Annotated in this window: 20 protein-coding genes; 10 read left to right on the top strand and 10 right to left on the bottom strand. The window is 60.9% G+C overall.

The window, feature by feature from the left end:
* Positions 1–9: 9 nt before the first annotated feature.
* Complete coding sequence (locus tag IU367_RS08115) at positions 10–1,593, bottom strand: CHASE4 domain-containing protein (RefSeq protein WP_274454361.1); 1,584 nt, start codon at positions 1,591–1,593, stop codon at positions 10–12.
* A 338-nt stretch (positions 1,594–1,931) separates the two neighbouring features.
* On the opposite strand from IU367_RS08115, the gene IU367_RS08110 reads away from it, so the two are divergent.
* The 3 genes from IU367_RS08110 (at position 1,932) to IU367_RS08100 (ending at position 4,695) form a co-directional block, all read left to right on the top strand.
* On the top strand, positions 1,932–2,885 hold the full coding sequence (locus IU367_RS08110) for a hypothetical protein (RefSeq protein WP_420796498.1): 954 nt from the start codon (positions 1,932–1,934) through the stop codon (positions 2,883–2,885).
* A 242-nt stretch (positions 2,886–3,127) separates the two neighbouring features.
* The gene (locus tag IU367_RS08105) at positions 3,128–4,021 is read left to right on the top strand and encodes an NERD domain-containing protein (protein ID WP_274453965.1); all 894 of its coding nucleotides are present in this window, start codon (positions 3,128–3,130) and stop codon (positions 4,019–4,021) included.
* Between the two features lie 110 nt (positions 4,022–4,131).
* Positions 4,132–4,695: a hypothetical protein gene (locus tag IU367_RS08100; protein ID WP_274453964.1), complete on the top strand. Its 564-nt coding sequence runs from the start codon at positions 4,132–4,134 to the stop codon at positions 4,693–4,695.
* 55 nt (positions 4,696–4,750) lie between these two features.
* Here IU367_RS08100 and IU367_RS08095 read toward each other — a convergent pair whose 3' ends face one another.
* The 5 genes from IU367_RS08095 to dapB all read right to left on the bottom strand — a co-directional run bounded on the left by IU367_RS08095 (position 4,751) and on the right by dapB (position 14,244).
* A complete protein-coding gene (locus IU367_RS08095) occupies positions 4,751–5,935 on the bottom strand; it encodes a DUF1615 domain-containing protein (RefSeq protein WP_274453962.1) in 1,185 nt (394 codons plus the stop codon).
* A gap of 231 nt (positions 5,936–6,166) precedes the next feature.
* Positions 6,167–7,825, bottom strand: coding sequence for a 2-isopropylmalate synthase (leuA, locus tag IU367_RS08090; protein WP_274453960.1), 1,659 nt, complete (start codon positions 7,823–7,825; stop codon positions 6,167–6,169).
* Between the two features lie 555 nt (positions 7,826–8,380).
* A complete protein-coding gene (gene carB / locus IU367_RS08085) occupies positions 8,381–11,605 on the bottom strand; it encodes a carbamoyl-phosphate synthase large subunit (RefSeq protein ID WP_042866219.1) in 3,225 nt (1,074 codons plus the stop codon).
* A 16-nt stretch (positions 11,606–11,621) separates the two neighbouring features.
* A complete protein-coding gene (carA, locus tag IU367_RS08080) occupies positions 11,622–12,758 on the bottom strand; it encodes a glutamine-hydrolyzing carbamoyl-phosphate synthase small subunit (RefSeq protein WP_274453957.1) in 1,137 nt (378 codons plus the stop codon).
* Positions 12,759–13,431: 673 nt separating this feature from the next.
* Positions 13,432–14,244, bottom strand: a complete 813-nt coding sequence (gene dapB / locus IU367_RS08075; protein WP_043139237.1) for a 4-hydroxy-tetrahydrodipicolinate reductase — start codon at positions 14,242–14,244, stop codon at positions 13,432–13,434.
* Between the two features lie 246 nt (positions 14,245–14,490).
* Between dapB and IU367_RS08070 the strand changes: the two genes are divergently transcribed.
* From IU367_RS08070 to serA, 5 genes are all read left to right on the top strand, one after another.
* Positions 14,491–15,459 carry an alpha/beta hydrolase gene (locus IU367_RS08070; RefSeq protein ID WP_274453955.1) on the top strand — a complete coding sequence of 323 codons (969 nt, stop codon included), beginning with the start codon at positions 14,491–14,493 and terminating at the stop codon, positions 15,457–15,459.
* Positions 15,460–15,876: 417 nt separating this feature from the next.
* Positions 15,877–17,211: a Na+/H+ antiporter NhaC family protein gene (locus IU367_RS08065; protein ID WP_274453953.1), complete on the top strand. Its 1,335-nt coding sequence runs from the start codon at positions 15,877–15,879 to the stop codon at positions 17,209–17,211.
* A 156-nt stretch (positions 17,212–17,367) separates the two neighbouring features.
* Positions 17,368–17,967 (top strand): 5-formyltetrahydrofolate cyclo-ligase, encoded by a 600-nt coding sequence (locus tag IU367_RS08060; protein WP_098983661.1) that lies wholly within the window; start codon positions 17,368–17,370, stop codon positions 17,965–17,967.
* A gap of 240 nt (positions 17,968–18,207) precedes the next feature.
* Positions 18,208–18,861, top strand: a complete 654-nt coding sequence (gene rpiA / locus IU367_RS08055; RefSeq protein ID WP_043139230.1) for a ribose-5-phosphate isomerase RpiA — start codon at positions 18,208–18,210, stop codon at positions 18,859–18,861.
* 488 nt (positions 18,862–19,349) lie between these two features.
* Positions 19,350–20,582: a phosphoglycerate dehydrogenase gene (gene serA, locus IU367_RS08050; RefSeq protein ID WP_043139225.1), complete on the top strand. Its 1,233-nt coding sequence runs from the start codon at positions 19,350–19,352 to the stop codon at positions 20,580–20,582.
* 196 nt (positions 20,583–20,778) lie between these two features.
* Here serA and IU367_RS08045 read toward each other — a convergent pair whose 3' ends face one another.
* The gene (locus IU367_RS08045; RefSeq protein WP_043139224.1) at positions 20,779–21,159 is read right to left on the bottom strand and encodes a diacylglycerol kinase; all 381 of its coding nucleotides are present in this window, start codon (positions 21,157–21,159) and stop codon (positions 20,779–20,781) included.
* A gap of 153 nt (positions 21,160–21,312) precedes the next feature.
* On the opposite strand from IU367_RS08045, the gene IU367_RS08040 reads away from it, so the two are divergent.
* Positions 21,313–22,377, top strand: coding sequence for a 3-deoxy-7-phosphoheptulonate synthase (locus IU367_RS08040; RefSeq protein WP_241326704.1), 1,065 nt, complete (start codon positions 21,313–21,315; stop codon positions 22,375–22,377).
* A gap of 10 nt (positions 22,378–22,387) precedes the next feature.
* On the top strand, positions 22,388–22,849 hold the full coding sequence (gene aac(6') / locus IU367_RS08035; RefSeq protein WP_274453950.1) for an aminoglycoside 6'-N-acetyltransferase: 462 nt from the start codon (positions 22,388–22,390) through the stop codon (positions 22,847–22,849).
* A 22-nt stretch (positions 22,850–22,871) separates the two neighbouring features.
* Here aac(6') and IU367_RS08030 read toward each other — a convergent pair whose 3' ends face one another.
* The 3 genes from IU367_RS08030 to IU367_RS08020 form a co-directional block, all read right to left on the bottom strand.
* Entirely contained in the window at positions 22,872–23,681 is an 810-nt protein-coding gene (locus IU367_RS08030; RefSeq protein WP_172955312.1) for an ATP-binding cassette domain-containing protein, read from the bottom strand.
* Positions 23,682–23,740: 59 nt separating this feature from the next.
* On the bottom strand, positions 23,741–24,748 hold the full coding sequence (btuC, locus tag IU367_RS08025; protein WP_098983659.1) for a vitamin B12 ABC transporter permease BtuC: 1,008 nt from the start codon (positions 24,746–24,748) through the stop codon (positions 23,741–23,743).
* Positions 24,749–24,851: 103 nt separating this feature from the next.
* Entirely contained in the window at positions 24,852–25,583 is a 732-nt protein-coding gene (locus IU367_RS08020; protein ID WP_274453948.1) for a substrate-binding periplasmic protein, read from the bottom strand.
* Positions 25,584–25,589: the final 6 nt, after the last annotated feature.

Here is a 25,589-nt window from a genome sequence, read left to right as displayed (position 1 = left end):
AGGCGGCCCTCAGTTGCGCTTGAGTTGCTGCAATTTGGTGAGGGTGAGCAGGGTCTGGGCGGAGAGATCGCACACCGAGAGCACGAAGGCCGTCTCGTCCGGGTGCCACTCCTCCTTCAGACTGGCTCGTTCGGCGATGATGAAACCAAGCAGCTCATCCCCCTGCTTGAGGGGTGCCATCAGTATGGCGCCCGAGAGGGCATCGAGCCCGAGCTGGGCCAGCATGGCGCCAAACCGTGACAGATCATAGCGCTCGCGGATGATGAGGCAGGGGGCATGCTCGGGCTTGGAGACCTCGTAGCGGCCCTGGATCAAGGCATATGGCAGGTGAAAACCCTGCTGATGATGGCGCTTGGGCAGGAAGAAGAGATCCTGGCAGAACATGGATTGCTTGTCCTCGGCGCAGAACCAGACGCTGGCACGGGCAGCCCCGGTGCCGGCGCACACAGCCTCGTTGATATGACGGGCGGCCTGCCCCGGATCCTCGCCGGTCAGCAGATCGCTCTTGGCCAGGTGGATCAGGGCCCCGTGCTGCAACTGCTGCCGGGTCCCGCTGTCGGCCTGCTGCTGACGCAGGCTGTCCAGATGATCGAGCATGCGATTGCAGTCGATGGCGACCTGGGAGATCTCGTCCTTGCCCTCCACCAGCAGCCGACGCACGGCGCCATCGTCAGCGATGAGGCGCAGGTTGGCACTCAGCCGCTGCAGGCGGGCGGCTATGTAGCCGTTGAGGATCAGCAACACCAGGGCGGCAAACAGCAGGGTACCCAGGCTCAGCAACCAGAAGATGCGCTGCTCGATGGCCTTGCCCTCCAGCATCAGATCCCGTGGCAGGGTGAAGCGAAAGATGAGGGGCGACGTCTCCTGCAAGGTATCGATCTGGGCCAGGGTGAGCAGGCGATCCTCTTGCGGCAGGATCAGGCTGTCGCTGGCCATGAGCCGGGCCAGGGTCGGCGCCCCCAGGCTGGCGGCGAGCTGATCCGGGCTCAGGAAGGTGAGCGACAGGGCGGTGCGTTTTTGCAGCTGGCGGATGAATTTCGGGGTAAAAGCCTTGAACAGCAACAGGGTGCCACGACTCGGCCCCTCCCCCTCGCTGCTCAGGATCTGGGTGGCGGCCATCAGGTAATAGCGCTCGCCGTCGAACCAGATGCCGGCGTTGGGCTTGAGGGTGCCGTAGCGCATCAGATAATCGGTCAAGGCCCCCAGCTGGGCCGGCGTTTGCGAGACCAGCTTGCCGGCCTGGTAGGCAAAGGCCACCTGCGGCTGCTTCTCCCTGTTGTAGAGCGCAAGCAGATCGATCCCCAGGGTCTCGAAGGTACGCACGTTGAAGTTGGCATCCAGATAGGCCTGATCTCGGCGGGCCATGAAGGCATAGGTCTCGTCCCATTCGGACCAATCCTGCCCCAGCATGGTCAGCTGGCCCAGCTCGGCCTGCACCACGGCCCTGACCCGCTCGCGGTTGCGCTCCACGCTCATGCGCTCCAGCTCGCCGAACTTGTCGCTCACCACATAATGCAGGCCAACATAGCCAACCCCCTGCAACAGCAGCAGCGTCAGCACTATGGTCAGCGTAATCTTGCGGCTGATCTTCATCTCCACTCACACTCCCGAACAAGTGACCCATTGAGTTTAATGGATTTTTATTATCCGCCCGGACGCAGTGCGAAAAACCTGACCCGGCCGTCCGTGGCCCGCATCGGCAAACGGTGGCGTCCACTCGCGCCCCACGAGCACACAAGCGGCACAACCAGGGGAGGCGCAGAGAACGCCGCCCGCCCCCGCCCGTTGCATCGCCAGCAAGCCGGCCCCAGATCTGGGGATCGCGTACGCCAGAAGAGTGCCATCCGGCTCATTATCCGGGCTGCCAAGCCGATAAAAAATCGCTACAGTGTAATCGTGCCTCAGCCAACGAGGCTTCACGGGAACCCGGCATGCCCTCATACACCTCTCACACCAGCCTGCCCCTGCTGATCAGCCTGCTGCTCGGCGCCAATGCCATGGCCGACGAGGACTCGCTGGTGCAGCAGCGCGCCAATGCTGTGGTGTCGCTGATGACCTTCACAGTCGTGCCCGACATCACCGCCAGCAACATCAATATCGGCAGCGGCACCAACCAGGCGGCGGCGCTCAACATGACCCAGGTCGGCGGCGGCGCCACCATGAGCGAGAGCGTGCCCATCTATCTGGAGGGGACCCTGGGCTTTAGCCGCTACGATCCCCAGTTCGTGGTGAGCAACGGCAGCGAGACCCGCACCATTCCCACCAAATGGAACAGTCTGACGGCCACCGGCGGGATTGGCTGGGACATAGGGCTGCACCGGGACAGACACGGCGGCAACTGGGTGCTGCGTCCCCTCGGCAACGTCACCCTGGGCACAGTGGCCAGCGATCTGCGCATCGGCAACTGGCTGCTGGGCCAGTACACCGGCAAGAACCTCGACTTTCTCGATGGCGGCAGGCTCGATGTCTACGGTCTGGGCGGCGCCCTGATGCTCGACTATGAACTCTTCTCCCCGACTCAGGACATAGACGCCGAGCTGCGCTACTCCTACCAGCATCTGCAAAGCTTTGGCGGCACCTCGGCCAGCGTGACCGGCCAGGCCAATGCAGAAAACCTCGGCCTCTATCTGCGCCGCCGTGCCCCCATCGGTGATCTGACGCTGCTGGATAGGCCGCTGCGCTACGTGATGGAAGGGGCTCGCACCGAATATCTCGGCGAGCAACGGGGCCTGCTCGGTTTCAACGCCCTCAACTCGCTGGGGCTCGGGATCGAGCTCGACAGCAGCAAGTACGACATCATAGTGACCCGCACCCGGCTGGTTGCCCGCTATATGTTCAGCCACAACACCAGCGGCTACGGCGTCGGGCTGGCGATGAGTTTCTAACCCAGCCCCTCCCGTTTCTCCCTTCGCCTATCACCCCGCCTGTGGCGCTGACGCAGAAAATAGTGATGAGCCACTCAGTTGGTGGAAGCGGTCACACATTCACCTCAGTCAACTCGCTACAGTAGTTCACTTCGACACCCCATTTTCCTTATGACGCCAGCCAGGTAGCACCAAGCCAGGCTCATACCAATAAAAGTGCCTCTGCAACCAGGGACAGGTATCGGGGGACCAGGAGAGATGACATGGATGTTACCGCCCTGATGGCTGTTTTTCTGAACCAACTCTGGTATCTGCTCCCGCTGCTGTTGCTGGCAACCATCGCCAGGAGCCCCTGGTTCAAGGGCATGATCGGAGAGTGGCTGATCAACCTCAGCATCCGGCTCTTTCTCGACCAGCGGGAATATCGGCTGCTGAGCAATGTCACGCTGCCGCTCGAGCAGGGCACAACCCAGATCGATCACGTGCTCGTCTCACGCTTCGGGGTATTCGTGATCGAAACCAAAAACATGAAGGGATGGATCTTCGGGGATCCCAGACACAAGCGCTGGACCCAGCAGTTGTTTCGACGCCGGCACGGCTTTCAAAACCCGCTGCATCAAAACTATCTGCATGTGATGACGCTCAAATCCCTGCTGGGACTGGCAGATCATCAACTGCACTCCATCGTCTATTTTATTGGCGACTGCGCCTTCAAGACCCCCATGCCGGACAACGTCATGCGCCGCGGCCTGGTCAGCTATATCAAGCAAAAGACCAAGCCCGTGCTGACTCCTGCCGACGTCGCCCACATTGTCGAAACCATCCAGCAAGGGCGACTGGCAGCCAATTGGCAGACCCATAAACAGCATGTCACCCAGCTCAAGGCGCGCCATGGCGCGCCACATACCAAACCAACGACAGCCAAAACCGTCCCGGTGAACTTGGTTGCATATGACCAGCTGGAGGTACACCAGATACTCGGTGATCACATTCCCGCATGTCCAAAATGCGGCAGCCACATGGTATTGCGCACCGCCAGTCGCGGCGAAAATAAAGGCAACCAGTTTTGGGGATGTAGCGGATATCCAAAATGCAGGGGCGTTACTTTGCTACACAGTCAGTCCCCTAAATCGGAGATCACTATACAGAATCATTAAACGGACCAGAGCAATTGAAACTGTGCAGGAAATTTATTATATATCTACACCCTATCGCAGTTTTAAAACCCCTTGGTCCAGGTACATCAGTACATTTATGGAGCAATAGAATGCAAGTATTTCTAGATAAACTAATGGTCCGTTTGCATAGCCGATATACAACTATTTTTTCTCACTATTACCCAGCACATGGCTCTACCGGCTTCACCGAACGAAATCTCACCAACAACTTTGTTTCTGCGCTGGAAAGCCTTTATCCCGGCTCATGCTTCTCATGGTTTGAGGCTCCAATCAGCCTCACGGAAAAGAAACATATGGACGCAGTGGTTTTCACTGAAACTGAGCTATTTCTTATTGAGGCTAAGCGCTTTACGGCACCTCAATCAAAAACTCACAGTGTCAGGAATGATATTGAGCGAATGCAATCCAATGAAGCACTGCTGTTGCTTGAAAAGGGGTTGATTAACCCAATACAGCGCAAGCGTTATGCAGTGGTACTGGCCGATGTCTGGACAGAAACTAAAGGCAAACAAGATATCTTTGATACTTGGCCAACCTGCCTAAACAGTGGTCCATTTCTATACAGTAAAACACTAGAGTTTTCTGGTCTCCCTGTCGAAGGAGAGTGGAAACACAATTACAAGATACTGGTTGCAGTGAAAGAGTTAATTTGACGCCATGATATCTACATAAAATAAAGGCGGCCATTGGCCGCCTTTATTATTGCGATTACAAGGATCCCAACCGTTTCAGGCAGGTCTGCTGGCGCCACTGCACCCGTTTGGCAAACCAGGCGGTGGTGAGGTTGCGGGTTATCTTGGGGCTCTTCAGGGAGATGCCCGGCAGCACGGCGCGGGGTTGCCGCTTGCCGGCCTGCTTGTCGGCCAGGGTAAAGACTCTGTGGTAGAGATCGCTCTGGGCAAATTCGGCGGTATCCCCCAGTTTCAGGCTCTGGTGAATGGCCTGCTTGCTCATGCTGAGGCGGCCGGCGACGGTATGAACCGCGAGCTCTGTCTTGCCCGGCAGCTCGGAGTCGTAGCGAATGAGATCCCCATCCAGCGCCAGCGGCTTGCCGCTCACGCGGCTGACCGCCGCCTGGAATGCGGCGTTGCGACTGGCATACCAGCCGGCGTTGAAGTCGGCGTAGCGGTAGAGGTGATCCGGATACTGGACCGGGTAGTTGAGCAGATGATAGGTACCGAACCAGATGCCGCCACGACGACTGAACACCTCGTGGCGAATGGACTCCTTGATCGGATAGGGATAGCCGTCGGTGTTGGCCTCGGCGAAGGCGATGCTCACCTGCATGGGGCCGCCGGTGCGCACCGGGTTCATGTTGCCGAACAGGGTCTTGCCCATGGGCACCTCCCCTATCATGTCCTCGAAGATCTCGCTCATCTCCCGCTCGGTGCGCAACTTGTCGATACGCTCGGCGTAAGTTTTGCCGGTGGGCGAGTTGATGGAGAGCGCAGTGCGCACCACGAACTCGGGGATCAACAGCTTGCCGGCACGGGCGTTGATCTCCTGCCAGGCGATCTTGCCAAGGCCCGGCACCACGGGGTCTGCCTGGAAGGTGGACTCCTGCTCCGCCACCGCCAGCACGGAGCAGACGTTCTCGTCGGTCACCGCCAGCTCCTGTTTGGCGAGGGCCGTGACTATGTCCTGGGCCCAGCCATTGCGATCCACGGTACGGGCCGGCAACAGCCGCACTATGCGCGACTGCATGCTGGCCGGGGCTCTGGGGATCTGGGCCTTGGGCAGGGGGGCGGGTTTGGTGATGGCCGGCCCCGTGATGGCCGCACTGCCAGGTTTGCGGGTATCGCCCTGGCTGGCCGGTTCGCTGGCACAGGCAGCCAGCAGCAAAGCGGCCAGCAGAGGCGCGACATGATGACGATAACGAGTGAGATGATGCATGAAAGCTTCCCGATGGATGAGGCGCCGCTGGCGTGGCCAGACAAGTCCGGCCCCCGGCAGCCAGGGCATTGTAGAGGATTGATCGGGGGATCTGAAGGCATGAGCATGGCCAGCCCGCGAGCATCCGCCGTTGACACGACAAGGCCCCCGCCGGTTGGACGGGGGCCTTGCAGATGTATCGGGTCATGGCCAGGGGCAATGACAGTGCCCGGCCGATGAGCTGGGGGCGGATCAGGCCGTTTGGCGCAGGGCCTGGATCTGGGCGGCGCCATTGATCACCGCCTGCAAGGAGGCGTTGACCACGTCGCGGCCAATGGCGACCCCGCACATGCGCTGGCCATCGACGCTCAACAGCACATAGGCGGCGGCGCGGGACTCGGTGCCGGCGCTTAAGGCATGCTCCGAGTAGTCGAGCACGTCTATGTGCATGCCGGTCTGGTGCTCCCAGCCGTTGACCAGCGCCGTGATGGCTCCCTCCCCCTCGCCCCGCAATTGCAGCGAGCCATCTGGGGTCTGCAGCTCGAGGTGCAGGCTCTCCTGGCCGTCGTGACCGAGTTGGAAGCGACCGATGCGATAGCCGTGTACCGGCTCGAGGTAGTGCTGCTCGAACAGGGCGCGGATCTGCGCCGGGTTTATCTCGCTGCTGCTCGCCTCGGCCTGGGCCTGGACCCGACGGCTGAAGTCGATCTGCAGCCAGCGCGGCAGTTGCAGGCCAAGATCGCGCTCCAGCAGATAGGTGACGCCCCCCTTGCCGGACTGGCTGTTGATGCGGATCACCGCCTCGTAGCTGCGACCGAGATCGGCCGGATCTATGGGCAGGTAGGCCACATCCCAATAGGCGTCGGGCTTCTCTGCCGCCAGGGACTTGCGGATGGCGTCCTGATGGCTGCCGGAAAACGCCGTGTAGACCAGCTCCCCCGCATAGGGGTGGCGCGGGTGCAGGGCTATCTGGGTGCAGGCGCCCACGGTCGCGACTATGGCATCCATGTCAGAGAGATCCAGCTCGGGATCTATGCCCTGGCTGTAGAGGTTCATGGCCATGGTGACTATGTCCATGTTGCCGGTGCGCTCGCCGTTGCCAAGCAAAGTGCCCTCGATACGATCGGCCCCCGCCAGCACAGCCAGCTCGGCGGCAGCCACACCACAGCCTCTGTCGTTGTGGGTGTGGATGGAGATGCTCACCTCGGGGCGCGCCTTGAGGTGGCGGCAGAACCACTCCACCTGATCCGCAAACACGTTGGGGGTGCTCACCTCGACCGTGGCTGGCAGGTTGAGGATCATGGGGCGGGCGGCGGGGCGCCACTCGTCGATCACGGCGTCACACACCTCCACCGCGAACTCCACCTCTGTGCTGCTGAAGCTCTCGGGGGAATATTGGAAACTCCACTCTGTGCCCGGGTTCCTTGCCGCATGCTCGCGTACCCAGCGGGCCCCCTGTACGGCGATAGCCTTGACCCCCTCCTTCCCTGAGTTGAACACATAGTTGCGCTGGGTCGGGTTGACCGAGTTGTAGACGTGAACGATGGCGCGCTTGGCCCCCTTGAGGGATTCAAAGGTGCGGATGATGAGATCTTCGCGGGCCTGCACCAGCACCTGAATGGTGACGTCATCGGGAATGAGATTGCGCTCGATCAGCTCACGCACGAAGTCAAAATCGGGCTGGGAGGCGGCCGGGAAGCCCACCTCGATATGCTTGAAGCCGACATGGAGCATCAGCGCCCACATCTGCAGCTTCTGGGCCACCGTCATGGGTTCGACCAGCGCCTGGTTGCCGTCGCGCAAGTCCACGGCGCACCAGAGCGGCGCGCGCGTCATCACCCGGTTGGGCCATTGGCGATCCGTCAATGCGATGACGGGGGCGGGGCGGTATTTGCGATGATCGAAGCTCATATTCAGATTCCCTTGGCTGATGTCCTTGAGGTGCGGCGCCGTTGCGGGCTATGAGGGTGAGCAACGACGCGACTGGGCAGGCAAGCAGACGGGGTAAGGAGGGGGAAGCAGGCTGGCGCGGTAACGCTGGCCCTGACGGTTGCGCGGGTGGTAGCCCCACAACCGGTTTCCTGTGGCCCCTCTGGGTAAAAGGGGACGGCCTTCGCTGCCGGGTAAGCAACTGGCCCTGATCCTCGCACCCCGCTGTTGCGGGCGCAGACGACCTTATGTGATGAGAAACCAGTATATAGAGGCGGCTCGGGTGAGTGATTGCAAAGATTGCGAACAAAAGCCACCAAGGCGCAATCATTGTCGCCTTTGCGCCACTGAAAGGGATTATATCGCCCTATCCTGACCCTATTCCCTCTCCCCTGCGCACCTAACTCCCATGACAGAGGCTGGCCGGATCCGCAAAAAAACAGAAACCCCGCCATCGCTGGCGGGGTTTTTCAGGGTTCGCAAGTGTTGTGCAAAAAAGAAGGAGAGAAAGACTCCCCAGCCCTTGTTACGCAATGCTTAGCGGTTTTTCACCTTCTGATGCAGCTCCTGCACCGAGTTGACGTTGGCGGTGGCATCCATGCTGATGGCCATGCAGGTGGCAAACGCCTCATTCATGGTGGTGGTATAAGCCACTTTGTGCTGCAAGGCGGCGCGGCGCAACTGCTTGGAGTCCTGGATCGCCACTCGCCCTTCAGCGGTGTTGACGATGTAGGTGTACTCGCCGTTCTTGATGCGGTCGAGAATGTGCGGGCGACCCTCGTGCACCTTGTTGACCAGGCGTGGGTTGATGCTCGCTTCACCCAGCGCCACTGCGGTGCCGTGAGTAGCATCCAGCTCGTAGCCCAGCTCCAGCAGCTTGGCGGCCAAATCCACCACCAGCGCCTTGTCGCTGTGACGCACCGACAAGAGCGCTCGACCCTCTTTCGGCACCGCATGGCTGGCACCCAGCTGGGCCTTGGCATAGGCCTCGGCAAAGCTGCTGCCCACCCCCATTACTTCACCGGTAGAGCGCATCTCAGGCCCCAGCAGCGGGTCAACCCCAGGGAACTTGGCGAAGGGCAGTACCACCTCTTTCACCGAGTAGTAAGGCGGGATGATCTCGGTGGTAAAGCCCTGATCTTTCAGGCTCTGGCCGGCCATGACGCGGGCGGCAATCTTGGCCAGCGGCGCACCGGTCGCCTTGGAGACGAAGGGCACGGTACGGGCGGCACGCGGGTTCACTTCGATGAGGTAGATGTCATCGCCCTTGACCGCAAACTGCACGTTCATCAGGCCCACCACACCGAGTTCCAGCGCCAATTTCCGCACCTGCTCGCGGATCTCGTCCTGAATTTTCTTGGACAAGGTATAAGGTGGCAGGGAGCAGCCGGAGTCACCGGAGTGGATACCGGCCTGCTCTATATGCTCCATGATGCCGCCGATGACCACATCGGTGCCGTCGCAGATGGCATCCACGTCCAGTTCGGTGGCATCGTCCAGGAAGCGGTCCAGCAGCACCGGCGATTCGTTGGAGACGCTCACCGCCTCGGCGAAGTAGCGACGCAGGTCGGTCTCGTCATAGACGATCTCCATGGCGCGGCCACCCAGCACGTAGGAGGGGCGCACCACCAGCGGGTAAGTGATCCGCTCGGCGGTCAGCACTGCCTGCTCCAACGCGGTGACTGTGCCGTTTTCCGGCTGCTTGAGGCCGAGGCGCTCAACGGCGGACTGGAAGCGCTCGCGGTCTTCGGCGCGGTCGATAGCATCCGGGCTGGTACCGATGATAGGCACGCCGTTCGCTTCCAGCGCACGGGCAAGTTTGAGCGGAGTCTGGCCGCCGTACTGCACTATGACGCCCTTGGGTTTCTCGATGCGCACGATTTCCAGCACGTCTTCCAGGGTGACCGGCTCGAAGTAGAGGCGATCCGAGGTGTCGTAATCGGTGGAGACGGTTTCCGGGTTGCAGTTGACCATGATGGTCTCGTAACCGTCTTCGCGCAGGGCCAGTGCCGCGTGCACGCAGCAGTAGTCAAACTCGATGCCCTGACCGATACGGTTCGGGCCGCCGCCGATGATCATGATCTTGTCACGATTGGTCGGGTTGGCCTCGCACTCTTCGTCATAGCTCGAATACATGTAGGCGGTGTTGGTGGCGAACTCGGCCGCGCAGGTATCGACCCGCTTGTAGATCGGGAAGATGTTGTGGCGGGCACGCAGTTTGCGCACCTCGCCCTCGGCCACGCCGAGGATCTTGGCCAGACGGGCGTCGGCGAAGCCTTTGCGCTTCAGGGCGCGCAGGAAGTCGGCATCGAGCCCGGCCATGCCGCGCTCTTTCACCTGCTCTTCCAGCTTGATGAGATCTTCTATCTGCACCAGGAACCAGGGGTCAATCTTGGTCAGCTTGAAGATGCCGTCCATGGAGAGACCGGCGCGGAACGCATCGGCTATGTACCAGATCCGGTCGCAGCCAGCATCCTGCAGCTCGTGGCGGATGCGGGTCAATGAGTCAGGGGCATTGAGGTCGACCATGGGGTCGAAGCCGGTCTTGCCGGTCTCGAGGCTGCGCAGCGCCTTGTGCAGGGACTCCTGGAAGTTGCGGCCAATCGCCATCACTTCACCGACCGACTTCATCTGGGTGGTGAGACGGTCATTGGCGCCGGCAAATTTTTCGAAGTTGAAGCGCGGCACCTTGGTGACCACGTAGTCGATGGCCGGCTCGAAGGAGGCCGGAGTACGGCCGCCTGTGATGTCGTTCATCAGCTCGTCCAGGGTGTAACCGATGGCGAGCTTGGCGGCGATCTTGGCGATGGGGAAACCGGTCGCCTTGGAGGCCAGCGCGGAGGAGCGGGACACCCGCGGGTTCATCTCTATGATGACCATGCGGCCATCTTTCGGGTTGATGCCGAACTGGACGTTGGAGCCGCCGGTCTCGACCCCGATCTCGCGCAGTATCGCCATGGAGGCGTTGCGCATGATCTGGAACTCCTTGTCGGTCAGCGTCTGGGCTGGCGCGACCGTGATGGAGTCACCCGTGTGGATACCCATGGGGTCGAAGTTTTCGATGGTGCAGACGATGATGCAGTTGTCGTTGCGATCCCGCACCACTTCCATCTCGTACTCTTTCCAGCCGATCAGCGACTCATCGATGAGCAGCTCCTTGGTCGGCGACAGGTCCAGACCGCGCTCGCAGATCTCGACGAACTCTTCGGTGTTGTAGGCGATGCCACCGCCCGAGCCGCCCATGGTAAAGGAGGGACGTATGATGCAGGGGAAACCGACCATCTGCTGCACGCCCCACGCCTCTTCCATGTTGTGGGCGATGCCGGCGCGCGGGCACTCCAGGCCGATGCTCTTCATGGCGATGTCGAAGCGGCGGCGATCTTCGGCCTTGTCGATGGCGTCGGCGGTGGCGCCTATCATCTCGACCCCGAACTCGGCCAGCACGCCGTGTTTTTCCAGATCCAGCGCGCAGTTCAGCGCAGTCTGGCCACCCATGGTGGGCAGCACCGCATCCGGGCGCTCCTTCTTGATGATCTCGCGCACCACTTCCCAGGTGATGGGCTCTATGTAGGTGGCATCCGCCATCTCGGGGTCCGTCATTATGGTGGCCGGGTTGGAGTTCACCAGGATGACGCGGTAGCCCTCCTCGCGCAGGGCCTTGCAGGCCTGGGCGCCGGAGTAGTCAAATTCGCAGGCCTGACCGATGACGATGGGGCCGGCGCCGAGGATCAGGATGCTCTGTAGGTCGTTACGTTTTGGCATGGCTTCTCTTTTCCTCTTAAGCGCGATACTGCTTGATCAATTCAATAAAGTGGTCGAACAGACCGGCACAGTCGTGCGGGCCCGGGCTCGCCTCGGGGTGACCCTGGAAGCTGAAGGCCGGACGGTCGGTGCGGTGGATGCCTTGCAGGGAGCCGTCAAACAGGGAGACGTGGGTGGCGCGCAGGCAAGCCGGCAGGTTGTGCTCATCGACCGCGAAACCGTGGTTCTGGGCGGTGATCATGACGGTATTGTCATCGAGACTCTTCACCGGGTGGTTGGCACCGTGGTGGCCGAACTTCATCTTCATCGTCTTGGCACCCGAGGCCAGACCCAGCAGCTGGTGACCCAGGCAGATACCGAACACTGGGGTGTTGGTATTGAGGAAGGCCTTGATGGCCTCGATGGCGTAGTCGCAGGGCTCGGGGTCACCCGGGCCGTTGGAGAGGAAGATGCCATCGGGGTTCATCGCCAGCACCTCGGCGGCCGGGGTCTTGGCCGGCACCACTGTCAGGCGGCAGCCACGGTCCACCAGCATGCGCAGAATGTTGCGCTTGACGCCAAAGTCGTAGGCCACCACGTGGTATTTGAGTTCATCTGCCGCCGGGGTGACATGCCCCTTGCCGAGCTGCCAGCTGCCTTCGGTCCAGGCGTAGGGCTGCTCAACCGTCACTTCCTTGGCCAAGTCCATCCCCTTGAGACCGGGGAAGGCGCGCGCCTGTTCGAGGGCATATGCCTCATCGACCTGCTTGCCCGTCAGGATGCAGCCGGCCTGGGCGCCTTTCTCGCGCAGGATGCGAGTCAGTTTGCGGGTGTCGATGTCGGCGATGCCAACTATGTTGTGAGACTTGAGGTAATCGGAGAGGGATTGCTGATTGCGGAAATTGGAGGCAAGTATCGGAAGGTCCCGGATGATCAATCCCTGAGCGTGGATTTGACTGGACTCTTCATCTTCGCTGTTGGTGCCGGTGTTGCCTATATGGGGGTAAGTGAGGGTGACTATCTGACGGGAATAAGAGGGATCGGTGAGGATTTCCTGATAGCCCGTCATCGACGTATTGAAAACCACTTCACCAACGGAACATCCCTCGGCGCCTATCGACACGCCTTTGAACACAGTTCCATCTTCCAGCACTAGCAATGCAGTGTGATTCAAGACAACCTCCAGTTATTTAGCTTTAAATTCAGCAATTTACCTGGGTGTTGCGGGTCCGGACGCTGTTTGAAACAGGGCTCAAACCCGGCAGATTTCTGGCAAATTGGGCGCATTCTACTTAAAAATGATCGCATTTCAACGTCTTTTCTCGTTTTAAATGCATCTAAATTCAATAAACAAGCAACATTACCCATTATCTATGCACTCAATCGCTTTGCAACCCCCGCCGTCAAAAGAAAAGCCAAAACCCGATACAAAAGCGACACCCCATGCCGTGCAACTCACAAAAATCGACATTTAAACCTTAAAAAACAACAAATTAAAATTTACAAATAAAATTCATAAAGGCTTAAAGGAGCCTTTTATTGACAGATGAGTGCTGATTAAAAATAGAAAACGTTTTTCTCATTTTGAATTTTTAGTCTTTTTCATGTCATGTAAAAAAATGCGGGGGCAGGGGGCATTGAGGCTCAATCCCGTTACCCTTTGATGACATTTGAGCAATGGGTGGATGGGATGAATTGAACAAAGAAGAGGTTTAGGCCATTTCACACAAAAAACAGGGTGTAAGTGCCATTTATACAAAAACATATGAAAAACCCCGGCGAACCGGGGTTTGGCAACACTGTCGGGAGTGGGCTCATTGCGGCCCGCCTGCCGCCAACTTGGCCGCTCACTTGAGGTCGAGCACATCCTGCATGTCGTAGAGACCGGCACTCTGGCGGCCAAGCCACTTGCCCGCCCGCACGGCACCATTGGCGAAGGTGAGGCGGCTGGATGCCTTGTGGCTGATCTCCACCCGCTCGCCGATGTCGGCAAACATGACGGTGTGCTCCCCCACCAGATCGCCGGCGCGAATGGTGGCAAAGCCGATGGTGTTGCGATCCCGCTCACCTGTGATCCCCTCACGGCCGTAGACGGCGCACTCTTTCAGGTCACGTCCGAGCGTCCTGGCCACCACTTCCCCCATGGAGAGCGCAGTGCCGGACGGTGCATCCACCTTGTGGCGATGATGCCCTTCGATGATCTCGATGTCGGTGTAATCCCCCATCACCTTGGCGGCCTGCTCCAGCAGCTTGAACACCAGGTTGACGCCGACCGAGTAGTTGGAGGCGAAGACGATGCCGATCTGCTTGCCAGCCTCTTTCAGGGCGGCCTTGCCTGCATCGTCAAAGCCGGTGGTACCGATCACCATCTGCTTCTGATGAGCCAGCGCAAACGCCAGGTTGGCCAGGGTCACCTCGGGACGGGTGAAGTCGATGATGAGATCAAACTCATCGCGCACCTTGTCCAGGCTGTCGCTGATGCTCACCCCAAGCTTGCCCAACCCGTTAAGCTCACCGGCATCCAGGCCTATCACGGCAGAGCCGGGCCGCTCCAGCGCCGCCCCGACCACCACGCCCTCGGCGTTGGTGATGGCTTCCAGCAGCACCTTGCCCATACGACCATTACAGCCCATCACGGCCACACGGATCGGATTGTCCATCTCCACCCTCTCATCTGTTTATTATGGAAAGAGACCGTTTTACCAGCCCGCGCCCCCTTTGAAAAGCCGTGAGACACCCTCTTCGGTTCGGGCTCGACAGTGAACCGCTCAAAATGGCTGATGCACAGGCTTGCCACTTCTCCTCGCAGACTGACGGTTTGGAGTTTGCTAGATACAGCGCCATATGATAGATTTCCGCCAACCAAAAAGACCCAGTTGACACTTTTTTCATCGGAAGATAAACATATGGATGCGGGATTGCTGTGTGTACTGGGCCTGATGTTGCTCGGCCTTATCGCGCTTGTGGCTGCGCTGCGGTTTGGCGGGCCGAGCCCTGCACCAGCGATGGCCAGCATCAATAATCCTTTCAAAGGGCATGACTGGAGCGGCATGCCGCCCCTCTCAAGGTACCCGGCGCGTGACGGCAAGCAGTTGGCCTACCGGCAATATGGTGCAACGGGCGATAAGGTCAGGGGCAGCGTGGTGCTGGTTCACGGCTCTTCTGCCAGCAGCCAGAGCATGCACAAGATGGCAAATGCCTTCTCACAAGCGGGATTCGATGCCTACGCCCTCGATATTCGCGGCCATGGCGAATCTGGCAGCAAAGGCACCATTGCCTACATCGGTCAGCTCGAAGACGACCTGGAAGATTTCATTAAGGCGGTGGCCCCCAGCAAACCAGCCACTCTCATCGGCTTCTCGTCAGGGGGTGGCTTCGTGCTGCGCGTTGCCGGCAGTTCGCGACAAACCCTGTTCGATAATTATCTACTCCTCTCCCCCTATCTTGGCCCCACGGCCGCCAACTACCGGCCCAACAGCGGGGGTTGGGTGCGCGTCGGCCTTCCTCGCCTGATCGCATTGAGCATCCTCAACGGGCTGCATGTCTCTGCACTGAACCATCTGACTGTGCTTAACTTTGCGCTCAATGAAGATGCGAAAACTCTTCTGACCCCCTCCTACTCATTCAACCTCGCCTCGAACTTCCAGCCAGAGCGCGACTACCAGCAGAATTTGCGCAATGTAAAACGCCCCTGCGCCGTGATTGCGGGCACCGATGACGAGGCATTTAAAACCGACCAACTGGAACCCGAGTTAAGAGCGCTGGGCATTCAATGGCCCCTCACCCTGGTGCCAGATATAGGCCACATTCCCCTGACCCTCGATAAACACGCCCTGGCTGCAGCCGTTAAGGCTGTAGAGAAAATGACGCAGTAACAGCGCCACCCTGACCGAATATCAACACCGCCTTGTGACCTGCGGATGCCAGTACGGCTTTCGTCATGCTCGGTATGGCGGCGTTAATGCCCTAATCCCACACGCAAAGCGCCCGGATATCCAGTACCACCAAATTCTCCGTCAGCCACACTCCATGTCTGTGAAAAACACCCAGAAAACCCAGGGCACAAAACTGAACAATTAACAGAGTTTATTAATTTTTCCGAATATACTTTTGATATTTTTACAGATACAGAATTGAAAGATAAAAACACCCATCCATCTGGACGTCTATCTTGACCGAATGGCCCCGACTCACTACTGTAGGCGCCCCATAGCGGCAGGATGCCCGCCAGGTTCACCCCCATATCAGGGCTGGCTGCGACAGGGAGGTCATGTTCAACCACAGAGGAACACATGATCCAGACCCAACCCAGTGCCAGAGCCCTGCTGCCTCTTCTGGTCTTTCTCGCTCTCTTCATCGGTACCGGCACCTGGCTCACCCTGCAGGGGGTCGAGTTCGCCTTCTACCAGCTGCCCGCCCCCGTGGCCGCCCTGCCCGCCGTCATGCTGGCGCTGATGCTGGGGAAAGATGGGTTCAACAAGAACCTGGAGACCTTCTTCAAGGGGGTCGGTGACAGCAACATAATGGCGATGTGCCTCATCTACCTGCTGGCGGGCGCCTTTGCCACCGTGGCCAAGGCCACCGGCGGGGTGGATGCCACCGTCGCCATGGGTCTGTCGCTGATCCCGGGCTGGTTCCTGTTGCCGGGGCTGTTCCTCATCTCTGCCTTTATTGCCACCGCCATGGGCACCTCCATGGGCACGATCGGTGCCGTGGCCCCCGTGGCCCTTGGCGTGGCCCAGGCCGCCGGCATCGATCCGGTACTGATGGCCGGCACCATTCTCTCCGGCGCCATGTTCGGCGACAACCTCTCCATCATCTCCGACACCACCATCGCCGCGACCCGCAGCCAAGGCTGCGAGATGAAGGACAAGTTTCGCGAGAACTTCAAGATTGCCGCCCCCGCCGCCATCGGGGTGATCCTGCTCTATCTGACCCTGGGATCCGTAGGGGAGGCCCCCGCCACGACAGCCCATGCGGATCTGTTCAAGGTGATGCCCTACCTGCTGATCCTGGTGCTGGCTCTGTCCGGCATGAACGTCTTCATGGTGCTGGGCATTGGCATACTGGCCGCCGGCGCCGTGGGCATGGTCAGCGATTATCCGCTGGGCCAGTTCAGCAAGGACATCTATCAGGGCTTTACCGGCATGCAGGAGATCTTCCTGCTCTCCATGCTGATCGGCGGTCTCGGCGCCCTGATGGAACGCCAGGGCGGACTGGCCTGGATCAGCGAGCGGATCAGTGCCCTGATCGCCCGTTTCACCCGCCAGCACGATGGCGAACAGAACGAGAAGGCGGCCGAGCTCGGCATCGCCGGCGTGGTGGGGCTGACCAACCTCTGCACCGCCAACAATACGGTGGCCATTATCGTCGCCAGCAAGGTAGCACGGGAGCTGGCGGAGCATCACGGCGTCACCCCGCGCCGCGCCGCCTCCATGCTGGATATCTTCTCCTGCGTGGTGCAGGGCCTCATCCCCTGGGGCGCCCAGGCGCTGCTGCTGGGCTCCATCTTCGCCCTCTCCCCGCTGGCGGTGGTGAGCATGAGCTTCTATCCCATGGCCCTGGCGCTGGCGGCGCTGGTGGCCGTGTTCGTCAAGCATCAGATGGGCAAGACAGCTGACAAGTAACCCAGTCCGCTGCCGGACGGGGCATTGAACCCTGCCCGGCGGCCCATTCAAGCAGGGCTGGTGGCGCTGTTCATCCCCTGCCAGCCTTGTTAAGGTAACCCCAGCCCGTTGCGGCAACCCATCTGCACCACACGGGTGCACACCAGAGGAGCCCCCATGCCGGATGATACCCAGCCTGAAAGACAATCCCTGCGCCAGCTCATCCGCCAGCGCAGAAAGAGCCTGAGCCAGACCGAGCAGCAGGAAGCCGCCCAGCAGCTGGTTGCCCAGTTCAAGCAACATCCGGAGATACTGGCGGCCAGACGCATCGCCCTCTATCTGGCCAACGACGGCGAACTCAATCCCCTGCCCGCCATCCACTGGCTCTGGGCCCAGCAAAAGGAGGTCTACCTGCCGGTGCTGCACCCCTTCACCCCGGGTCATCTGCTCTTCTTGCGCTATACCGCCACCAGCCCCATGACCCGCAATCGCTACGGCATCGCCGAGCCTGAGCTGGACATGTCCCAGGTGGTGCCTCACAGCACGCTCGACCTTATTTGCACCCCGCTGGTGGCGTTCGATGCCGAGGGCAACCGGCTCGGCATGGGCGGCGGCTATTACGATCGTACCCTAGCCTGCTGGCATGAACACAGGCTGGGCCCCAAACCGCTGGGGCTCGCCCACGACTGCCAGCAGGTGGAGGCGGTGCCGCAGGAGGAGTGGGACGTGCCGCTGCCGCAGATCATCACCCCCAGCCGCTGCTGGCAATTTCCATGACCATCAGGCAGTCGGCCCGCACTGACTGCCTGCTCCTCTCTGTATTGGGCTTGGCCTGCTCCGTTTTGCGTGCGATACCGCCACTTTTGCACACACCTCTGCCCCGTCCGGGCGACAGGGCTCAATAAACAGGCAAACGATTTACATCTTGGGGATTTTTGGGCCGGAACGTGAGCGCTGTGGTCGCCCTGAGGGGGATGCTTGGATATAATGCGCCCGCTTTTTCCCAAAGGATCCATCATGACTCAAGATGAAATGAAGAAGGCGGCCGGTTGGGCTGCGCTCAAGTACGTGGTTCCCGGCACCATAGTCGGGGTAGGCACAGGCTCTACCGTCAACCACTTCATCGACGCGCTGGCGACCATGAAGGACGAGATCAAGGGGGCCGTATCCAGCTCAGTGGCCTCCACCGAGCGCCTAAAGGGCCTTGGCATCCAGGTGTTTGACCTCAACGACATCGATGCCCTCTCCGTCTATGTGGATGGTGCCGACGAGATCAACGCCAGCCGCGACATGATCAAGGGCGGTGGCGCCGCCCTGACCCGCGAGAAGATAGTCGCCGCCGTGGCCGACAAGTTCATCTGCATCATAGACAACACCAAAACCGTGGACGTGCTGGGCCAGTTCCCGCTGCCGGTGGAAGTGATCCCCATGGCCCGCGAATACGTGGCCCGCGAGATCAAGAAGCTGGGCGGCAATCCGGTCTGGCGTGAAGGTGTGGTCACCGACAACGGCAACATCATACTGGACGTCAAGGGCATGGCCATCGAGGATGCTAAAGGGCTGGAAGTGCAGCTCAACGCCATCGTCGGCGTGGTCACCAACGGCTTGTTCGCCCACCGCGGTGCTGACGTTGTGCTGATCGGCACGCCGGATGGTGTCATCACCCAATAAGGTTGTCTGCCAAGAAGCAGCTCAACGGCATCATGGTCGGCGTGGTCACCAACAGCTTGTTCGCCCACCGCGGTGCTGACGTAGTCGTTATTGGCACCCCGAGCGGCGTGATCGTCAACTAACCCCCGATGGGCTGGATGTGGTCACCCACGGTCCCAATCCCGCCCACCGCGGTGCCGATGTTGTGCTGATCGGCACACCGGACGGCGTGGTTACCCAGTAACACCGCTGGATGGGGGCAGCTCAGTTCGGCAGCCACCACAGGCTTATGCCCCAAGATTGCCCCCTGAATGAAAGACGGCGCCTGATGGCGCCGTTTTCATTTATCCCTCAATGAGTTGCAAACTGTGGTTTACAACTATCGTTGAAAACTTCAAAGAATTTGACTTTCGTCACAAATATTCCCTCTCCCAACCGTTTTTGTTACTTTACGGTTTTCTTCACACACCATATCTGCACTCATTCTTTGCATACATAGAGGGATCGTCATGACTGCCAAGTTTTCGCTGGACAAGGATAAGATCAAGGTGCTGCTGCTGGAGGGAGTCCATCCCAACACGGTGGAAACCTTTCGTGCCGCAGGTTACACCAGCGTGGAGTACCTCAAGACCTCCCTGTCGGAAGAGGATCTGATCGAACGCATTCGTGACGTGCATTTCGTGGGCCTGCGCTCCCGTACCCAGCTCACCGAGAAGGTGCTGGATGCCGCCGGCAAGCTGGTCGCCATCGGCTGCTTCTGCATCGGCACCAACCAGGTCGACCTCGATGCCGCCCACCTGCGTGGCATCCCTGTGTTCAACGCCCCCTTCTCCAACACCCGTTCGGTGGCCGAGCTGGTGCTGGGCGAGATACTGCTGCTGCTGCGCGGCATCCCGGAGAAGAACGCCAAGTGCCATCGCGGCGTGTGGGAAAAACTGGCCAACCGCTCAGTCGAAGCCCGTGGCAAGAAGCTTGGCATCATAGGCTACGGTCATATCGGCACCCAGCTCGGCATCATAGCCGAGAGCATAGGCCTCAAGGTCTACTACTACGACATCGAGAACAAGCTGTCGCTTGGCAACGCCATCCAGGTCCCGAGCATGGTCGAGCTGCTCAACATGTCTGACATCATCAGCCTGCACGTCCCCGAAACCGCCTCCACCAAGGATCTGATCGGTGCCGAGCAGCTGCGCATGATGAAGCCGGGCGCCATCTTCATCAACGCCTCCCGCGGTACCGTAGTGGACATAGATGCGCTGGCCGACGTCATCAAGAGCGGCCACCTCTCGGGCGCCGCCATCGATGTCTTCCCGAGCGAGCCCAAGTCCAACGACGAGGAGTTCCTGACCCCGCTGCGCGGCCTGGACAACGTGCTCCTGACCCCGCACATAGGTGGCTCCACCCAGGAGGCCCAGGAGAACATAGGGTTGGAGGTGGCCAACAAGCTGGTCAAGTATTCCGACAACGGCTCCACCCTCTCCGCCGTCAACTTCCCGGAAGTCTCACTGCCGGGCCACAAGGGTTCCAGCCGCCTGCTGCACATTCACCGCAACCAGCCGGGCGTGATGAACCAGATCAACCAGATCTTCGCCGAAGAGGGGATCAACATCGCCGGTCAATATCTGCAGACCAGCAGCCATATCGGTTACGTGGTGATCGACGTGGAGACGGAGCACAGCGAGAAGGCCCTCGCCAAGCTCAAGGAGATCAACGGCACCATACGTGCCCGGATCCTGCACTGATGCCCTGAGCCCGGCGCTCGGCCAACAAAAAGCCCGTCATCTGACGGGCTTTTTTATGCCAATAAAGAAGCTTGCTCTCGCAAGCTACCACCAGCCCAGCTGGGTTATTCCCCACCGGGCTATTCTTGGTACCGAAAGCACTACCACCAGCCCAGCTGGGTTATGCCCCACCGGGCGTTTCTTGGTACCGAAAGCACTACCACCAGCCCAGCAGATTGCGTCCCACCAGAGCGCCCCACACCAGGGCGTTGAGGGCCAGCGCGATGAAGACGGCGGCGGAGCCGAGATCCTTGGCGCGGCCCGACAGCTCGTGATGCTCCGAGCCCACTCTGTCCACCACGGCCTCGATGGCGGAGTTGAGCACCTCGACGATCACCACCAGCCAGCTGATAACGATGAGCAGCAGGATCTGATTGAGGGAATCCCCGAGCCAGAAGGCCAGCGGCATCAGCAACAGGATCAGCACCAGCTCCTGCCTAAAGGCCGCCTCGTTGATCCAGGCTGACTTGAGCCCCTTCATGCTGTAACCGGTTGCGTTGATGATGCGGGTGACCCCGGTTGCCCCTGGCTTTGCCACGCTATCTACCTCATTTGGAATCGTTTTGGGGCTCACATCCTATCAGAGCCCCTCAAGGTTTCAATCAGGGGGTTTTTGCTTTATTTTATCCCCTTGCATTTTCGGCACGCCGTCGAGCAACAGCCCACGCCACCCACTCGAGAATTGAGTCGTATGTCCATTCACACCGATGAATTGCGCACCCGTCGCCTGGAGTCCCTGATCACTCCGAGCGAGCTCGCGCACGCCTTCCCTATCAACGACACCATTGCCCAGAATCTGCTGGATGCCCGCCGCGAAGTGGAAGCCATTCTGGCCGGTGAGGATCAGCGCCTGCTGGTCATCGTCGGTCCCTGCTCCATCCATGATCCGGCCGCCGCTCACGAGTACGCCCGCCGCCTCAACGTCCTGCGCGAGCAGTACAAAGAGAGTCTGTGCATCGTCATGCGCACCTACTTCGAGAAGCCGCGCACCATAGTCGGCTGGAAGGGGCTCATCAATGATCCGCGCCTCGATGGCAGCTTCGACGTCAACGAAGGGCTGAAACTGGCCCGCAAGCTGCTGGTCGACATCAACGAGATCGGCATGCCCACCGCTACCGAGTTCCTCGACATGGTGACCGGCCAGTACATCAGCGACCTCATCACCTGGGGTGCCATAGGGGCGCGCACCACCGAATCCCAGGTGCACCGCGAGATGGCCTCCGCCCTCTCCTGCCCGGTCGGCTTCAAGAACGGCACCGACGGCAACACCCGCATCGCCATCGATGCGGTGCGCGCCGCCCGTCACAGCCACATCTTCTACTCCCCGGACAAGGACGGCAAGATGACCATCTACCGCACCGCCGGCAACCCCTATGGTCACGTGATCCTGCGTGGCGGCCACAGGCCCAACTACGACACCGCCAGTGTCGACGAGGCGTGCGAGGCCCTGGCTGACGTGGGTCTGCCCGAGCGGCTGGTGGTGGATTTCAGCCACGGCAACAGCATGAAGGATCACCGTCGCCAGCTGCTGGTGGCGCAGGACATCTGCGATCAGCTGCGCCGCGGCCGCACCGGCATCGCCGGCATCATGGCCGAGAGCTTCCTGGTGGAAGGGCGTCAGGACGTGGAGAACGGCTGCGCCGCCACCTTCGGCCAGAGCATCACGGATGCCTGCCTGTCCTGGAACGACACCGAGACCCTGCTGGCCATGCTGGCAGAAGCCGCTCAGGCGCGTCTGCAACGCTGCGCGGTCTGAATCGGTGACAATGGCTCACACCACCGTGTTGCAGATAGTGCCGCTGAGCCAGGCACGACTGGCGCAATGGGCAGCCCTGCGCCAGCTGTTGTGGCCCCATCATGACGCCTCGGCTCACCTGCAGGATGGTATCGATATGCTGGCCAATGCACGCCAGAGTGCCTTCCTTGCCCTCGATGAGCATGGACAAGCGGTGGGCTTTGCCGACGCAGCCTTGCGCCTGGATTACGTGAACGGCTGCGAGAGCAGCCCTGTGGTCTATCTCGAGGGGATTTATGTGCAGCCACAGCAGCGCCGCCTGGGCGTGGCCCGGGCCCTGATCTCCCATGTGGAGCGCTGGGGTATCGAGCATGGCTGTCATGAGCTCGCCTCCGATACCGCCATCGAAAACCTCGCCTCACAACAGATGCACCAGCAGCTGGGTTTCAGCGAAACCGAACGGGTGGTTTTCTTCAAAAAGGCCCTTGGCTAACGCCAGGGGCCTTTCCTGTTTATCACAAGCTGGGCATAAACCAGACCCGGCCAGCCGCCTCGACGCGATCCGTCTTTATCTGGAACACCCGCTCCAGCAAGGCTTCGTCGATAAGCGCTGTTCCCCCCTCGCTCACCACCCGCCCCTGTTGCAGACAGAGGATCCGATCCGCCCAGTCGATGGCCAGGTTGATGTCGTGGATGGCGAGCACCACCAGCAGTCCCTGCCGGGCCAGCGTCTTCAGCAGCCGCAACAGCGCCAGCTGATGGTGCAGATCCAGCCCCGCCAGCGGCTCGTCCAGCAGCAGTACCCGGCCTGCCGGATTGAGACTGGGCCACAGCTGCAGCAGGGTGCGGGCGATCAGCACCCGCTGCTGCTCCCCGCCGGAGAGCCTGCTGAAATCGCGCGCCAGCAGCGAGCTCAGCTCCAGTGCATCACACAGGGCGTCGATGGCCTCGCTCTGGGCCTGCTTCACATCGCGCTGCGTGCCGGCCTCCACCCCGTCGTCCAGCCCTATGGCCAGCACCTGAAACACCGGAATATGAAACAGCTGGGGCTGGCGCTGGGGCAGCATGGCGCGGCGCCGGGCCAGCTCGGGCCAGCTCAGCTCGCTGACCGCCTCCCCGCAGAGCCGCACCCTGCCCGTTGCGGGCAGAATGCCGGCCAGGGCGCCGAGCAGGGTGGATTTGCCGCTGCCGTTGGGACCGAGCAGGGCCACCAGCTGGCCCCCCTGCCAGCACAGATCGAGCGGGGCCAATCGCTCGGGGATGGCGAGGGCCTGCGCCTCGATCAGGGGAGCCGGTTCAAGCGCAGAGGGATCAGCGGGCAGCATAAGCACCTTGCCTCAGCAGCGGGTAGACAGCTTGTGCACGTCGGCATTCGGGCCGGTATTTATGCGGTAGCATGGGCATCTTGTCTCAGCAGCAGGTAAATGAAGAGCGGCGCCCCCACGGAGGCGGTGATGACACCGATGGGCAGCTCGCCTGCACTCAAGGCCGAGCGAGCCACCAGATCGGCACCGAGCAGCAGGGCGCCTCCTCCCAGTGCCGAGGCGGGCAGCAGAAAGCGCTGATCGCTGCCGCCGCACAGGCGCAGCAGATGGGGCACCACCAGCCCGACGAAGCCGATGACACCGCACAGGGATACCGCCAGGCCGGTGAGCAGACAGACCGCCAGCACCAGCCGCACCCGCATCCTGTCCACGTCCAGCCCCATCAGGCGGGCCTGGGTCTCCCCCAGCAGCAGTTGCTGCAAGGCCTTGCCCTGCCAGCAGAGCCAGCCCAGGGTGAGCGGCAGCGCCAGCCACCACCAGCCGAGCTGCTGACTGCCGTAGGCGAGGCTGCCCATCATCCAGAACATGTATTCGCGCAGGGAGCCATCGTCGGCAAAGTACATCAGCCAGGTCATGGCGGCGTTGGTGAGGATGCCGATGGCCACCCCGAACAGCAGCAGGCGGGCATGGCCGAGCCGGGCCCGGCGTGCCAGCCGTATGAGCAGCATGGTCACCAGCAGGGCGCCACCGAAGGCCGCCAGCGACAGCCCCCAGCCCGGCAGATAGACGCCGAGGGATTTGGCCACCGCCATCGCCACCATGGCAGCCAATCCAGCCCCGCTCGAGACGCCGAGCAGGCCAGGTTCGGCCACCGGATTGTGCAGCATTACCTGCAGCACGGCGCCGCCACAGGCGAGCGCGGCCCCCGCCAACAGGGCCAGCAGGGCGCGCGGCAGTCGCAGCTCCAGCAGGATGCGCTGCTCTAGCTCCCCCATGGGTTGCCAGGGCAGCAGCACGAATTCGCCCCAGGCGAGGGAGAAGAGAAACAGCGTGAGGGTCAGCAGCGCCAGGCCGAGCAACCAGCCCCGCTGCCAGCGGCGCTGGCGGGCGAGCAGAGAGAGATACACAGAGGATCCCCGAACGTGAACAAGGCCCGGCGCCGATGCGGGATTGAGCAGCCCGGCGCACAAGGATGAAAAACGCATGATAACAGCGTGTTACCACCCGAGGTCAAGGCTGGTAAGGCTTGGCCAGGGCCTGGATTTCGCCGCTGGCCACCAGCTCCTGCAGCGCCAGCGCCAACGGCTGTCTGAGCGCCTGATGGGGTGAGTGCTTGCTCATGCCCAGATAGAGCACCACTGGCTGGGGCGGCTGGTAGGCCGCCTTGATGAGGCCGGCCTCGTTGTGCAGGCTCAGGGCATAATCCACCTGGCAGTCTGTGCCTATCATCAGCGGCAGGTGGCCCCGCTGCACCATGCGCAGCAGCTGATCCTCGGTGGGCACGCCGTGCTTGTCGAGCCGGTTGTCGGTATCAAACGGTTCAAAATAGACGGAATTGAGCACATAGCCCACCTTCTGCCCCCGCAGGTCGGCGTAGGTGCGCAGGGTCGATACCGCCGCAGCCTTGCCATAAAACGCAGGCCGGCACTGGTAATAGGCCGGTTGCAGATAATCGATGAACTGTGCCCGCTCCGCCGTCATGGCCAGGCCTATCATGAGGTCGACCTGGCCGGTCTGCATCTGCTTGAGCGTCCGTCCCCAGGGCACGCGTTTCACCTCGAACGGTATGCCGCTGCGGCGCTGCAGCCGTTGCAGAATGTCCATGTCCAGCCCCCGGAACTGACCGTCCGGTTGCGAGATCCGAAAGGGTGGCCAGACATCGGTGGCCACCGTCAGGGTCGGCGCCCCGTGCGCCAGGCAGGCAAACAGCAGACCAAGCACACCCCAGCTTGTCTTGCCCATCCCGTT

The sequence above is a fragment of the Aeromonas bestiarum genome, from assembly GCF_028751155.1.
In the GTDB taxonomy this organism is placed as follows: domain Bacteria; phylum Pseudomonadota; class Gammaproteobacteria; order Enterobacterales; family Aeromonadaceae; genus Aeromonas; species Aeromonas bestiarum.
The sequence above is the reverse complement of the archived record's forward strand: the minus strand, read 5'-3'. Positions and strand labels throughout refer to the sequence as shown.